Source organism: Streptomyces sp. B8-7 (assembly GCF_058833805.1).
Genome location: NZ_JBYRRL010000004.1, coordinates 557,979 through 571,155, shown reverse-complemented (window position 1 = coordinate 571,155; position 13,177 = coordinate 557,979). Strand labels below are relative to the sequence as shown.

Here is a 13,177-nt window from a genome sequence, read left to right as displayed (position 1 = left end):
GTGACTGTCCGGGTCTTGTCCGGTGGTGTCCGGGCCTGTCGGGCCGGTGCGCGCGGGTAAGGGCGCCGCGGTACGCGGTGGTTCGGCGAAGGGGTGCGCATGTCGGTGGACGGTGAGGTACGGCTCAGGACCGAGGCGGACGAGCCGGGCTGGGAGGTGGATCCGGACGACGAGTGGGGCGTGGCCGTGGTCGCCACCGTGGGACGGCAGTTGAAGCTGCGGCGGGAGGCGGCGGGGATGCGGGCCGCCGAGTTCGGCGACGCGGTGGGGTACGGCGAGGACCTCGTCTACAAGATCGAGGGCGGAAAGCGGATTCCCCGGCCGGAGTATCTGGACAAGGCCGACGAGGTGTTGGGGGCGGGTGGCCTGATCTCCGCGATGAAGGAGGACGTGGAGAAGGTCCGGTATCCGAAGAAGGTGCGCGATCTGGCGGACTTGGAGGCGAAGGCGTGCGAGATCGGAGTGTACGTCGGGCTCAGCATCCATGGCCTGTTGCAGACCCCGGAGCATGCGCGAGCCTTGTTCGAGGTATCCCAGTCCTTCTACTCGGAACCGGAGCTGGAGCGACTGGTGGCCGCTCGGATGGGGCGAAAGTCGATCTTCGAGCGCTCCCCACGGCCAGCGCTCAGTTTCGTCCAGGAAGAGGTGACGCTACGCCGACAGGTGGGAGGCACAATGGTGTGGCGTCAGCAACTCGCGCACCTGCTCGAAGTCGCCCAGTTGCGCAACGTAACCCTCCAGGTGATGCCGACGGACTCTGGGGCGCATCCTGGGCTGAGTGGCAAGATCGAGGTGCTGAAGTTCGAGGACGGCACGGCGACTGGGCGCTCCGACGGTGCATACAACGGCCGTCCGACCTCTGACCCGAAACAGCTTCGCCTCCTTGAGCTGCGATACAGCACCATTCGGGCACAGGCTCTCACCCCAAGGGAGTCGCTGGCCTTCGTCGAACAACTGCTGGGAGAGACATGTTCCGCGTGATCGCCACCGGGGACGACTCCGAACTGGCCTGGTTCAAGAGCAGTTACAGCGACGGCCCCGAGGGCGACTCCTGCGTCGAGATCGCGGCCGCCCTCGGCACCGTCCACGTCCGCGACTCCAAGTACCGCGAGGCTGGTCCCCGTCTGGTGCTGGCTTCGGGAGCCTGGGCGGAGTTCGTGGCGTATGCGTCGGGGGGCTGACGCCCCGGGCGCGCCCCGGGCCGGGTTGTCGTAGGGCGCGGGGCGTTCTGGTACGCCTCGGAACAGGGTGTCCGGCGGGCTCAGGAAGGTCCTGCCGTGGTCGAGTATCGAGCAATTGCTGGGAGAGACATGATCCGCGTGATCGCCACCGGAGACGCCTCCGAACGGGTGTGGTTCAAGAGCAGCTACAGCGATGGCAATGAGGGCGACTCCTGCGTCGAGGTGGCCACTACCCCCGGCATCATCCACGTCCGTGACTCCAAGTACCGCGAGGCTGGTCCCCGTCTGGTGCTGGCTTCGGGAGCCTGGGCGGAGTTCGTGGCGTATGCGTCGGGGGGCTGACGCCGCGGGCGCGCCCCGGGCCGGGTTGTCGTAGGGCGCGGGGCGTTCTGGTACGCCTCGGAACAGGGTGTCCGGCGGGCTCAGGAAGGTCCTGCCGTGGTCGAGTATCGAGCAATTGCTGGGAGAGACATGATCCGCAAGGCCTCCGCCGGGGACGCCTCCGAACGGGCGTGGTTCAAGAGCAGCTACAGCGACGGCACCAACGGCGACTCCTGCGTCGAGATCGCGGCCGCCCTGGGCACCGTCCACGTCCGCGACTCCAAGTACCGCGAGGCTGGTCCCCGTCTGGTGCTGGCTTCGGGAGCGTGGGCGGAGTTCGTGGCGTATGCGTCGGGGGGCTGACGCCCCGGGCGTGCCCCGCGCCTGGTTGTCCGCAGGCGCGGGGTGTTGCCGTAGCGCCTCAGCGCAGGGTGTCGGGCCCGGGAGGGAGCCTGTCGTAGCCGGCTTCCGTCACCGGGCCACGTACTGGGTGAGGATGGCCTGGACCTCGTAGATGTCGACGCCCTTGGTGAAGGTCTTGGTGATCGGCATCTGGGCGCCGGAGACCCAGATCTTCAGCTCGGCGTCCAGGTCGAAGGTGCCGGCCGTCTCCACCGCGAAGTGGGTGATGCTGCGGTAGGGGATGGAGTGGTACTCGGTCTTCTTGCCGGTGATGCCCTGCTTGTCGATCAGGATCAGGCGGCGGTCGGTGAGCAGGATGGTGTCGCGGATCAGCAGGTAGGCGGCGTGCACCTGCTCGCCCTGGCCGAGCAGCCGGGCGTAGTCCTGTGCGGCCTGCGCCGGGTCGATCGGGTGCGCGTTGCCGAAAAGAGCCATGGAAAGGAACCCCCCACTCGGATGTCGTGCGAGCGTGTCTGCCGCATGATCACGGCCAGGTATACCGGCTGGGCGGGGGATCCGAGAAGGGCTGTTACGCGGCTGTTTCGCCGCCGAAGCGCTCCTTGTACGCGGCCAGGTCCTCGTCCGTCAGCTTCGCGAAGAGCACCGGCGGCACGGTGAACGGCGTGCCGGCCGGGACGGAGGTCAGGGACCTCGCCTCGTCGGCGGAGACCCAGGTGGCGGTGTCGTCGGCGAGGGCGAAGGCCCGGCGCATGGCGGCCGAGCTCGCCGGGATGAACGGCTCGGAGACCACCGCGTACAGGTGGATCAGGTTCATCGCGGTACGCAGGGTCAGGGCCGCCCCGTCCTTGTCGGTCTTGATCTCCAGCCAGGGGGCCTTCTCCTCCAGGTAGGAGTTCCCGGCCGACCACAGGGCGCGCAGCGCGGAGGCCGCCTTGCGGAACTGCAGGGCCTCCATCTGCTCCTCGTACTCGGTGAGCAGCCGGGCGATCTCCTCGCCGAGGCGCGCCTCGGCCTCACCGGGCGTGCCGCCCTGAGGTACGTCGTCGCCGAAGCGCTTGCGGGAGAAGGAGAGCACCCGGTTGACGAAGTTGCCGAGGGTGTCGGCGAGGTCCTTGTTGACCGTGGCCGTGAAGTGCTCCCAGGTGAAGGAGGAGTCGTCGGACTCGGGCGCGTTGGCGATGAGGAAGTAGCGCCAGTAGTCCGCCGGGAGGATCTCCAGCGCCTGGTCGGTGAAGACGCCCCGCTTCTGCGAGGTGGAGAACTTGCCGCCGTAGTACGTCAGCCAGTTGAAGGCCTTGACGTAGTCGACCTTCTTCCACGGCTCGCGCACGCCCAGTTCCGTCGCCGGGAACATCACGGTGTGGAACGGGACGTTGTCCTTCGCCATGAACTGCGTGTAGCGGACGTCGGTGTCGACGTCGTACCACCACGACTTCCAGTCGCGGTTCTCCGGGTCCTGGTCGGACCACTCCTTCGTCGCGCCCAGGTACTCGATCGGGGCGTCGAACCACACGTAGAAGACCTTGCCCTCGGCCGCCAGCTCCGGCCAGGTGTCGGCCGGGACGGGCACGCCCCAGTCGAGGTCGCGGGTGATGGCGCGGTCGTGCAGGCCCTCGGTCAGCCACTTGCGGGCGATGGAGGAGGCCAGGTGCGGCCAGTCGCCCTCGTGGCGGGAGACCCAGGCCTCGACCTCGTGCTGCAGCCGGGACTGGAGCAGGAAGAGGTGCTTGGTCTCGCGCACCTCCAGGTCCGTGGAGCCGGAGATGGCCGAGCGCGGGTCGATCAGGTCGGTGGGGTCCAGCACACGGGTGCAGTTCTCGCACTGGTCGCCGCGGGCCTTGTCGTAGCCGCAGTGCGGGCAGGTGCCCTCCACGTAGCGGTCGGGCAGGAAGCGGCCGTCGGCCGGGGAGTACACCTGGCGGATCGCCCGCTCCTCGATGAACCCGTTCTCGTGCAGCCGGCGGGCGAAGTGCTGGGTGATCTCCACGTTCTCCGGGCTGGAGCTGCGCCCGAAGTAGTCGAACGCGAGTGCGAAGCCGTCGTAGATCGCCTTCTGGGCGTCGTGCGCCTGCGCGCAGAACGCGTCGACCGGCAGTCCCTGCTCCTTGGCGGCCAGCTCGGCGGGCGTGCCGTGCTCGTCCGTGGCGCAGATGTAGAGGACGTCGTGACCGCGCTGGCGGAGGTAGCGGGAGTAGACGTCCGCCGGGAGCATGGACCCCACCATGTTGCCCAGGTGCTTGATTCCGTTGATGTACGGAAGGGCGCTGGTGATGAGGTGTCGAGCCATCGCGGCTGCTCCCAGGTCTGGCCGGTGTACGAACGGTGAAATCGTATCCGACACGGGCAGGCCGCCCCCTTCCCTTTTCAAGGGGTGGAAGGGGGCGGCCGCCGGGTCCGGAACGAGGTGTTCTGTCGGGGTTCGCCGTCGGCTTCCGGTGGGCCTGCCGTCGGCTCTCGGTCGGCCTCCGGTCAGGGCTTCCAGGTCGCCAGTACGCCGGTGTAGAGCTCGGCGTCGGTGAGCTCGCGGGGCGTGGGGCCCGCGTGGAAGAACGACGTGTTGCCGGTCTTCAGCTTCCGCAGGTAGTCGAACGCCTTGTTGTCGTGCTCACCGAACGCGACGAAGGAGAAGAACACCTCCGGGTGGCTCTTCGCCGCCCCGGTGAGGGCCTGCGTCGCCGGGGTCTTGGCGTCCGGCGCGCCGTCGGTCTGGAACACCACCAGCGCGGGGGTGCCGGGCGCCGCGTTCTCCCCGTGGTGGGCGAGTACGGCGTCCACGGCCACGTGGTAGCTGGTGCGGCCCATCCGTCCCAGCCCGGCGTGGGTGTCGTCGACCCGGGTCGCGTGCTCGGCGAGGGTCAGGTCGGTGGTGCCGTCGACCTCGGTCGAGAAGAACACCACGTGGACGGCGGTCGCCCCGGGGTCGAGGTGCGCGGCCAGGGCCAGCGTCTGGTCCCCGAGGGCCTGTGCCGAGCCGTCCTTGTAGTAGCCGCGCATGGACGCCGACCGGTCGAGAATCAGGTAGACCTTGGCGCGGGCGTCGCCCAGACCGTGCGCGTGGAGGGTCGCCGCCGCGGCGTCGTAGGCGGTGCGGAGGGTCTTCGGGACCGTGACCGGGGCGGAGGCCGGGGCGGGGGCCGGGGCCACCGCCGGAGTGGCCGCCGGGGCGGCCTCCTCCGTGGTCCCGTCCGCTGTCGCGGGCTCCGGCGCGGCGGCCGGTGCCGGTGCCTCGTCCGCCGTGGCGGGGGCGACGGCCGTCTCGTCCTCCGACGCGGGGGCGGCCTCGGCCGGTGCCGGTGCCGGTGCCGGTGCCGGGTCCGCCTGCGCCTGACCGGCGGCCTGCCCGGTGGCCTCCTGCCGGGCCGTGCCCTCCTCGACGACGGCCACGATCTCGGCCAGCGCCGCCATGTCGGGCTCGAACGCCGGTTCGGCCGTGGCCTCCGGGGCGGCCTCGGCCGTCGCCCCGGAGGCGGCGGGCACCTCGGCCTCAGGCTCGGCCGCGGCGGGCTGCTCCTCCTCGGCGGCCGGCTCCTCCTCGGCGGCCTCGGCGGCGGCCGTCGCCCGGGAAGCCGCCTCCCGCACAGGCGCCTCGGCCGCGACCGGCGCCCCTTCAGCGACCGGGTCCTCGGCCGTGACCGGCTCGGACTCCTCCGTCACGGCCTCGGGCGTCGACGCCGCCTCTGCCGCGGGCGTCGCCTCGGGCGTCTCCGCAGCCGCCGTCGGCTCGGCCTGCCGTTCCTCGGCTTCCGGCTTCTCCACCTCGGCCACCTGCGGCTTCTCGGCCTCCGCCTCGGGCGTGGACTCGGCCTCTGCCGCGGGCGTCGCCTCGGGCGTCTCCGCAGCCGCCGCCTCGGCCTCCGCAGCCGTGACCGGCTCGGACTCCTCCGTCACGGCCTCGGGCGTCTCCGCAGCCGCCGTCGGCTCGGCCTGCCGTTCCTCGGCTTCCGGCTTCTCCACCTCGGCCACCTGCGGCTTCTCGGCCTCCGCCTCGGGCGTCGACTCCGCCTCCGCCTCGGGCGTCGACTCCGCCTCCGCCTCGGGCGTCGACTCGGCCTCCGGCTGCTCGGCAGCCCGATCCACCACGGGGTCGGCCACCGCCGGGTCCGGCGCCTGGGGTGCCTCGGCCGAGGCGGTCTCCGTCCCGGTCTCCGACTCGGTCCCCGCCTCGGGCGGAGCCGCCTCGGCCGTCGGGCTGCCGTCGGCCGGACGCTCGTCCGCCGGTGCCGACGGCTTGGGGACGGCCACGTTGTCGAAGGCCGCCGAGACCAGCTCGTGCTCCCCCGGCCCGGTACCGGACGCTGGGGTGCGGGGCTCGGGGACCTGGGCGGCCGCGGCCGGTGCGCCCGAGGTCTGCTCGGGGACCCGGGCGGAGCCCTGCCCGGAGTGCTGCCCGGCGCCCTGTCCGCCGTCCTGCCCGTCGGCCGGTGCGGGGGCGGTGGCGTCGCCGGCCGGCTGCGCGGGCGCCTGGGGCGCACCCTCCGGCTCTGCGGGCCGGGAGGTGCGTGACCGGCCGAATGCGTTCCGCAGGAGAGTGAGAATGCCCATGTGCGCAACCCTTCGCGTGAGTTGTTCCCGTCGATCCCTGGCCAGGACGGACACGTAAGGTTAGCGGGACCGTGTGCGGATCTTGGGGAGGGGCGGGCAGGCGTCCGCCGGTGCCGTCGACCGCCACGCCGGATCGATCTCAACTCCCTTTCAGATGTGTCGCGTTCACCACGGGTTAACGCAGCGTCCCCGCTCCGGCACACGGATGCTCCTAGCGTCCCTGACGCTGAATCCAAGGGGAATCCAGGGGAGAACGAAGTGCGCATGCAGTTGCCGATCATCCGGACCAACGATTCGCATCCCGGCGGTCGATCCGCCCTGACCTGCCGTTTCCGCTGTGGCGACGCCTGTTTCCACGAGGTGCCGAACACCAGCGCCAACGAGTACGTCGGTGACGTCATCGCCGGCGCGCTCAGCCGCCGCTCCGTGATGCGTGCGGCCGCGGTCGTCACCGCGGCCGCCGCCGCGGGCACCGCCGCCACCGTGTCCGCGCCGGAGGCCGCCGCCGCGAGCCGCTCCGGCCACGGTCACGGCCATGGCCACGGTCACGGCCACTCCCACCACCACAACCGCGCCGCCCGGGGCCTGCGCTTCGAGCCGGTCCCGCCGAACACCGCCGACCAGGTGACGATCCCCGAGGGCTACGCGCAGAACGTCGTCATCCGCTGGGGTGAGCCCATCCTGCGCGGCGCACCCGCCTTCGACCCGGACCACCAGACCGCCGCCGCCCAGGCCGGACAGTTCGGGTACAACTGCGACTTCCTCTCCCTGCTGCCGCTGCACGGGGAGTACAACCGCCAGATCCTCGTCGCGAACCACGAGTACACCGACGAGGTCCTGATGTTCGCCGGCTACGACTCGGACAACCCGACCCGGGAGCAGGCCGAGATCGCCTGGGCGGCGCACGGCCTGGCCGCCGTCGTCGTCGAGGGCAACCGCCGCGACGGCAAGCTCGTCCCGGTCGCGCGGCACCACCTCAACCGCCGGATCACCGCGACCTCCGAGTTCCGCCTGACCGGCCCGGCCGCCGGTTCGGACCTGCTGAAGACCTCCGCCGACCCGACCGGCCGCAAGGTCCTCGGCACCCTGAACAACTGCTCGGGCGGCACCACGCCGTGGGGCACCACCCTGCACGGCGAGGAGAACTTCAACCAGTACTTCGCCAACGGCAGCAGCGCCACCGACAAGCGCTACGGCATCGGCACCGGCGCCACCGGGCGCAAGTGGGAGCGTTTCGACCGGCGCTTCGACCTCGCCCAGGAGCCCAACGAGGCGCACCGCTTCGGCTACGTCGTCGAGTTCGACCCGTACGACCCGACGTCCACGCCCCGCAAGCGGACCGCGCTGGGCCGCTTCAAGCACGAGGGCGCCACGGTCCGCCTCACCCACGACGGCCGGCCGGTCGTGTACTCCGGTGACGACGAGCGCTTCGACTACTTCTACAAGTTCGTCGGCTCGAAGAGGATGAGGCGCGGCTCGTCCCGCTCCGCCCGCGAGCACAACCTGACGCTGCTCGACGAGGGCACCCTGTACGTCGCGAAGCTGACCGGCGACTCCCCGGCCATCGAGATCGACGGCTCCGGCAGGCTCCCGAGCGACGGCGAGTTCGACGGCTCCGGCGAGTGGATCCCGCTGGCCACCGCCACCGCACGCGGCGCGGTCTCGCACGTCGAGGGCATGACCGCCGAGGAGGTGTTCGTCTTCACGCGCCTGGCCGGGGACAAGGTCGGCGCGACGAAGATGGACCGCCCCGAGGACATCGAGCCGAACCCGCACACCGGCAAGGTGTACGTGGCGCTCACCAACAACAGCCGCCGCGGCACCGCCGGCAACGCCCCCGCCGACGAGGCCAACCCGCGCACGGCCAACAAGCACGGGCACATCCTGGAGCTCACCGAGCGCTGGAACCGGGCCGACTCGACGAGGTTCGCCTGGCAGCTGTTCCTGGTCGCCGGCGACCCGGAGGACCCGGCGACGTACTTCGCCGGGTTCCCCAAGGACCAGGTCAGCCCGATCTCCTGCCCGGACAACGTGGCCTTCGACCCGCACGGCAACCTGTGGATCTCCACGGACGGCAACCAGCTCGGCTCGCACGACGGCCTCCTCGGCGTCGCCACCCGCGGTGCGCGCCGCGGTGAGCTGAAGCAGTTCCTGACCGTGCCGGCCGGTGCCGAGACCTGCGGCCCGATCGTGCAGGACCGCCGTGTGATCGTGGCCGTGCAGCACCCGGGCGAGCTGGACGGCGCGACCGCCGAGCAGCCGCTGAGCGCCTGGCCCGACGGACCCGGCAGGATCAACCGGCCGGCCGTCGTCGCCGTCTACCGCAAGGACGGCTGCGACATCGGCGTGTGACCGCCGGCCCGGGGACGGCGGCCGGCCGTCCCCGGAGGTCCTGCGCCCTCGGCGCGGCTGCGGCCTCAGCGCGGTGAGGCGATCGCGCGTGCCGCCGCGACCTCGTGGCGCAGCGGTTCCAGGACGCTGTCCGCCGGGCCCGTGAGGTCCGTGCGGACGGCGACCAGGACCTCCGCCGCGCGGACGCCCGCCGCCAGCTCCCGCAGCTGCCCGGCGATCTGCGCGACCTCAGCCTCGGACGGCGGGGCGGCTCCGTGCCGGACACGGACCCGCGCCGCCGTCGTGGCGTCCACGATCCGCTCCACGGCGACGACCAGCGGCCACCAGGCCGCGGCCCGCCGTCCGGTGGGCGGCGGCTCGGTCAGCGCGCGCTGGAACTCCGTACGGACCACCGACAGGTCGCGGTACAGGCGCCGCCGCATCCGGGCCCGGCCGCCGGCGTCGGCGGGCCGCGCGAACGCCGTCTCCACATAGCGGGCGGTGTCCGCGACGGCGTCCGCGAGCCGGTCGCCGACCCGGGTGTGCCAGCTCTCCGGCCACAGCAGATAGCCCGCGACCAGGGCGATCGCGCAGCCCATCAGGGAGTCCCCGAGCCGGGGCAGCAGCAGGCCGGTGCCCTGCTGGTTCAGGGTGTCCGACAGCAGCAGGATCACCGGGGTGATCGCCGCGGTCTGGTAGCCGTACCCGCGCGGGGTGAGCACCGGGATCAGGGGCGCCAGTACGAGCATCACCGGTACGTCCCACCAGCCGCGCGGCACCTCCGCGAGCACGGCCGCCGCGACCAGCAGCCCGCCCACGGTGCCGAGCGCCCGCAGCAGGGCGCGCGAGAACACCGAGCCGAAGTCCGGCTTGAGGACGAACGTGATGGTCAGCGCCACCCAGTACGAGCGCGGCACGTCGATGATCGACACCAGCACCTGGGCGATGCCGATGCACAGGGCGAGCCGCAGCCCGTAGCGCCAGGACGCCGCGGAGAGCGTCACGTTGCGGGCGGCGCGGGCGGCCCGCACCCGCAGCGCGGCCGGGCGGCCGAGCCGGTCGTCGATGCCGCGGAGGTCGACGTCCGGGGCGGTGACGACCTCGGCGGTGTGCCGCAGCGCGTGCTCCAGGGCGCGGCTCGTCTCGTCGGACGGTCCGGGGAGCCCGAGCGGCATCGGCCCGGTGGTTCCGGCACGGACCGCCTCGGCGAGGCGGCCCACGGCCTGCGGGACCTGCGGCGGCAGCGGCTCGCCGCGCAGATGGGCGGCCGGTGCGGCCTCCACGACCGGGATGAGGGAGTTCAGCTGGGCGAGCAGCCGGGTCAGCTCGGGGCTGCGGCCGTGGTGGCGGGCGCGCCGGGCGAGCACCAGGTCGTAGGACTCGTTCAGCGACCGGGTCACGGCGTGCCGGGCGTTCTCGTAGCTTCCGGTGCCGCAGGCGGCGAGGAGGCCGGCGACGGCCTGGTAGGCGTCGGCGACGGCGGACCGCTCGGGCACCCCGGACCGCAGCGGCCACGCCAGCAGGGCGAGCGCCAGCACCAGCAGTCCGCCGCCGGACATCAGCAGCGGCGCCAGCCACCACGCGCCGGGCAGCGGCAGACCCGCCCCGATGACCGCGTTCAGCAGCAGCAACAGCCCCGACACGGAGGCGACGGCCCCGATCGTGGAGATCATCCCGGAGACCAGGGCGACGCCGGTGACGGCGGCGACGGCGGTCCAGCCGTGCCCGTAGGCGAGCGCGCCGAGGGTGATGCCGACCGCGCCGAAGGCCTGCGGGACGGCGATGTTCAGGATGCGCATCCGGTACGCGTCCGCGGTGTCGCCGATGACCCCGGACAGGGCGCCCATGGAGGCGAGCGCACCGTACGCGGGCCGGCCGGCGGCGAGGCCCAGCGCCAGGGGCAGCGTCAGCGCGATCGCGGCCCGCGCGGCGGCCGGCTTGTTGACGGGGGCGGCCGGCTGGGGCCGCAGGTTCCGCACCAGCCAGTCGGGAGGGGTGAGGCCGATGGGGAACTCGCGGGACATGCGCCCATTATGAGCCGCCCGTTCCGAGCCACCCGTTTCGGGCCACCCGCTCCGAGCTGGTGGTTCCGATCCGTCGGGTTCGATCCGCCGATCTCGATCCGCCGATCTCGATCCGCCGAATCTCGGGCCGCCCGCCCCGCCCCGATCCGCCCGCCCCGATCCGCCCGTTCCGATCCGCCCGTTCCGATCCGCCCGTTCCGATCCGTCGGTTTCGGGCCGTCGGTTTCGGGCCGTCGGTCTCGGGCCGCCCGTTCCGAGCCGCTGCCGTGATCCGCGTGAGGTTCCCCGTGCCCGGCGCGGCCGGCCCACCGGCTGCCGGGTTACGGCGGCTGGACCGGTCGGCCCCGAGGGAGGCGCTCCGGGGCGGGCCCCGTCACGGGTCCCGGTGGGGTCGGCCGTCGCCGTGCGGTGTGTATCCCGGCCGGGGCGGCGTCCCGGTGCCCCGGGAGGGGTCGGGGGTCTGCGGGCGCGGCCGGCCGAAGCGGGGCCGGGGTGCGGCGGGGGTGAGGCTGCGCCGGCCGGCGGTGCCGGTGAGGCGGGTGGCGGCGGCCGCGGTGAGGCCGAGGGCCAGCAGCAGCCAGGACGCCGTGCGCAGGGACTCGGTGAGGGCGTCGTACACGGCGCCCGCCGCCGCGGCCGACACCCCCTCGGGCAGGTCGGAGACGGTGAGGTGGCGTCCCACGGCCACGGCGACGCCCAGCAGCGCGCCGCCGAGGGCGGTGCCGAGGGCCGTGGCGGTGACGGCGCGGCGGCGGCAGGTGGCCACGGTGATGCCCGCGGCGGCGAGCAGGACGGCCGCGCCCGGGAGCCATACGGCGGCGAACTCCATCACCTGAAACCCCTTCCGCAGATGTGGCAGTTCACCGGCCGGCACCACCGCGACCTGCCGGTGCGTGACGGGGATGTGGCGGGCCAGCGGCACATGATCGGCCGTCAGGCGGTGCTTCACGCGGGCCGTGACGGCTGCCAGGTCGATGGTGACGGGCCCGGTTCCCTCGCCGCGCAGGGCGCGCAGTACGGCGTCGTGCGCGGACCGGTTGGCCTGGTCCCAGCCCGCGCGGAACGCGGCGGTCCCGGTGAAGGACCGTACGGCGTCGCGGAGGTAGGGCTGTTCGGTGTCCCCGTGCAGTTCGTGTGCGAGGCCGTCCCCGACGGTGTCCGCCACGGCGTCCTGGACGGCGGGGTCGCCGGCCAGCGGCGCCATCGCGTGGACGTAGCGCCCGGTGTCCGCCAGGCCGTACGCCGTCCAGGCCGCCAGCGCGCCGAACGGCAGCAGCAGGCAGGCCAGGGCGATGAGGGCCGCGGACAGGGCGGTGCGGAGGCGGGGGAACACGCTTCCAGACAAGGAGCCTGGGGCGGCGGGCGCGAACGGGGTGCGGCCGTACGGGCGCACCCCGGAGGGCGCCGTCCGGCCGGTCGCCGACCTGGAAGCGTGCCCCGAACTGGGCGTTCGTGCCTCAGGTGGAGGCTTCACCCGAACGGGTGTTTCCTGGTTCTGGGGAGAGGAGGCCGACCACGCGCACCACTCCGGCTCTGCGGACCCTGACCGCGGTCCTGCTCGTGAGCGGAACCCTCGCCGTGAGCGCGGCGGGTGCCACGGTGGCGAGCGCCTCGGGTTCCTGGAGCCGGAGCGCGTCCGGAGCCTCGCCGGGCGACCGGGAGTCGGTTTCCGTCGCCTGGTGAGTGGAGGGATGAGGGAAACGTGAACCCCGGCCCGCCGGGGTTCACGTGTGTGTGCCGTGCCCGGCCCGCCGGGGTGGGTGTGCGTGTGCCCGGCCTGCCGGCGTGGGTGTGTGTGCCGTGCCCGGTTCGCCGGGGTGCGCGTGTGGGTTCTTCGGGGTCAGGGGATGCGGTGGCCGGCCGCGTCCTCGTGGGTGTAGTAGCGGTAGAACAGCACGACGAAGGTGACGGCCGCGATCGGCAGCGACATGCCCACCGACCGGAGGATGCTCGCGCCGGTCTGCGCGTAGAGGAAGCCGAAGGCGCAGCCCGCGAACACGGCCCAGAGCACCGCGTGCAGCTCGCGCCGTACGAACGGGGCGGCCATGCGTACGGCGGTCCACAGGACGATGAACGCGATGGTGCTGACGAAGCCGAGCAGGACGTTCCAGCCGGTGATGGCGCCGCCGCTGCGGTTGTTGGCCGCGGCCCAGTAGCCGTAGACCAGTCCGAGTGCGACGGGTGTCGCCCAGTTCGCGATCTCGTGGGTGCGCGCGCTGAACACGTCGGGCAGTCCGGCCGGGCCGGCCGGGCGGCCCCTGCCGAGCGCGGGTGCCGCATGAGCCATGGGAGCACTCCTCTCTCTCCTCGCCCCCCGGATTCCAGAGCACACCCCGGCCAGGCCGACGGCAAGTCGGTGCCGGGCGGTCGTGGCCGCCCGGCGGGGGCCGGGCCGCCGACCGGATGCGAGGGCGG

At 72.9% G+C, this 13,177-nt stretch carries 11 protein-coding genes; 5 read left to right on the top strand and 6 right to left on the bottom strand.

All coding sequences use genetic code 11. From position 1 onward, the window contains the following. The first annotated feature begins 99 nt into the window (after nucleotides 1–99). The 4 genes from AC5K6T_RS22455 to AC5K6T_RS22440 all read left to right on the top strand — a co-directional run bounded on the left by AC5K6T_RS22455 (nucleotide 100) and on the right by AC5K6T_RS22440 (nucleotide 1,865). On the top strand, nucleotides 100–981 hold the full coding sequence (locus AC5K6T_RS22455) for a helix-turn-helix domain-containing protein (protein ID WP_493211617.1): 882 nt from the start codon (nucleotides 100–102) through the stop codon (nucleotides 979–981). Then, nucleotides 969–1,181 (top strand): DUF397 domain-containing protein, encoded by a 213-nt coding sequence (locus tag AC5K6T_RS22450; RefSeq protein ID WP_493211615.1) that lies wholly within the window; start codon nucleotides 969–971, stop codon nucleotides 1,179–1,181. Before AC5K6T_RS22455 ends, AC5K6T_RS22450 begins: the two co-directional genes overlap by 13 nt. Nucleotides 1,182–1,310: 129 nt before the next feature. After that, a complete protein-coding gene (locus AC5K6T_RS22445) occupies nucleotides 1,311–1,523 on the top strand; it encodes a DUF397 domain-containing protein (RefSeq protein WP_493211614.1) in 213 nt (70 codons plus the stop codon). Between the two features lie 129 nt (nucleotides 1,524–1,652). Next, on the top strand, nucleotides 1,653–1,865 hold the full coding sequence (locus AC5K6T_RS22440; protein ID WP_493211612.1) for a DUF397 domain-containing protein: 213 nt from the start codon (nucleotides 1,653–1,655) through the stop codon (nucleotides 1,863–1,865). A 108-nt stretch (nucleotides 1,866–1,973) separates the two neighbouring features. On the opposite strand, the gene AC5K6T_RS22435 is transcribed toward AC5K6T_RS22440, so the two are convergent. The 3 genes from AC5K6T_RS22435 to AC5K6T_RS22425 all read right to left on the bottom strand — a co-directional run bounded on the left by AC5K6T_RS22435 (nucleotide 1,974) and on the right by AC5K6T_RS22425 (nucleotide 6,407). Continuing rightward, a complete protein-coding gene (locus AC5K6T_RS22435; RefSeq protein WP_493211610.1) occupies nucleotides 1,974–2,339 on the bottom strand; it encodes a PH domain-containing protein in 366 nt (121 codons plus the stop codon). Between the two features lie 94 nt (nucleotides 2,340–2,433). Beyond that, the gene (gene metG / locus AC5K6T_RS22430) at nucleotides 2,434–4,152 is read right to left on the bottom strand and encodes a methionine--tRNA ligase (protein ID WP_493211609.1); all 1,719 of its coding nucleotides are present in this window, start codon (nucleotides 4,150–4,152) and stop codon (nucleotides 2,434–2,436) included. Nucleotides 4,153–4,334: 182 nt separating this feature from the next. Further along, nucleotides 4,335–6,407 (bottom strand): VWA domain-containing protein, encoded by a 2,073-nt coding sequence (locus tag AC5K6T_RS22425; protein WP_493211608.1) that lies wholly within the window; start codon nucleotides 6,405–6,407, stop codon nucleotides 4,335–4,337. Between the two features lie 258 nt (nucleotides 6,408–6,665). Here AC5K6T_RS22425 and AC5K6T_RS22420 point away from each other — a divergent pair, with 258 nt between their 5' ends. Next, nucleotides 6,666–8,759, top strand: a complete 2,094-nt coding sequence (locus AC5K6T_RS22420) for a PhoX family protein (protein ID WP_493211606.1) — start codon at nucleotides 6,666–6,668, stop codon at nucleotides 8,757–8,759. Between the two features lie 65 nt (nucleotides 8,760–8,824). On the opposite strand, the gene AC5K6T_RS22415 is transcribed toward AC5K6T_RS22420, so the two are convergent. The 3 genes from AC5K6T_RS22415 to AC5K6T_RS22405 form a co-directional block, all read right to left on the bottom strand. Further along, on the bottom strand, nucleotides 8,825–10,762 hold the full coding sequence (locus AC5K6T_RS22415) for an FUSC family protein (protein ID WP_493211604.1): 1,938 nt from the start codon (nucleotides 10,760–10,762) through the stop codon (nucleotides 8,825–8,827). A gap of 373 nt (nucleotides 10,763–11,135) precedes the next feature. Then, nucleotides 11,136–12,095 (bottom strand): hypothetical protein, encoded by a 960-nt coding sequence (locus AC5K6T_RS22410; RefSeq protein ID WP_493211602.1) that lies wholly within the window; start codon nucleotides 12,093–12,095, stop codon nucleotides 11,136–11,138. Nucleotides 12,096–12,602: 507 nt separating this feature from the next. Next, nucleotides 12,603–13,049 carry a hypothetical protein gene (locus AC5K6T_RS22405; RefSeq protein WP_493211600.1) on the bottom strand — a complete coding sequence of 149 codons (447 nt, stop codon included), beginning with the start codon at nucleotides 13,047–13,049 and terminating at the stop codon, nucleotides 12,603–12,605. Between the last annotated feature and the right edge of the window lie 128 nt (nucleotides 13,050–13,177).

What these genes read in the sequence shown, in the direction of transcription:
- AC5K6T_RS22455 (WP_493211617.1), top strand. Translation starts at nt 100, where the DNA reads ATGTCGGTGGACGGTGAGGTACGGCTCAGGACCGAGGCGGACGAGCCG.
- AC5K6T_RS22450 (WP_493211615.1), top strand. Translation starts at nt 969, where the DNA reads ATGTTCCGCGTGATCGCCACCGGGGACGACTCCGAACTGGCCTGGTTC.
- AC5K6T_RS22445 (WP_493211614.1), top strand. Translation starts at nt 1,311, where the DNA reads ATGATCCGCGTGATCGCCACCGGAGACGCCTCCGAACGGGTGTGGTTC.
- AC5K6T_RS22440 (WP_493211612.1), top strand. Translation starts at nt 1,653, where the DNA reads ATGATCCGCAAGGCCTCCGCCGGGGACGCCTCCGAACGGGCGTGGTTC.
- AC5K6T_RS22435 (WP_493211610.1), bottom strand. Translation starts at nt 2,339, where the DNA reads ATGGCTCTTTTCGGCAACGCGCACCCGATCGACCCGGCGCAGGCCGCA.
- metG (WP_493211609.1), bottom strand. Translation starts at nt 4,152, where the DNA reads ATGGCTCGACACCTCATCACCAGCGCCCTTCCGTACATCAACGGAATC.
- AC5K6T_RS22425 (WP_493211608.1), bottom strand. Translation starts at nt 6,407, where the DNA reads ATGGGCATTCTCACTCTCCTGCGGAACGCATTCGGCCGGTCACGCACC.
- AC5K6T_RS22415 (WP_493211604.1), bottom strand. Translation starts at nt 10,762, where the DNA reads ATGTCCCGCGAGTTCCCCATCGGCCTCACCCCTCCCGACTGGCTGGTG.
- AC5K6T_RS22405 (WP_493211600.1), bottom strand. Translation starts at nt 13,049, where the DNA reads ATGGCTCATGCGGCACCCGCGCTCGGCAGGGGCCGCCCGGCCGGCCCG.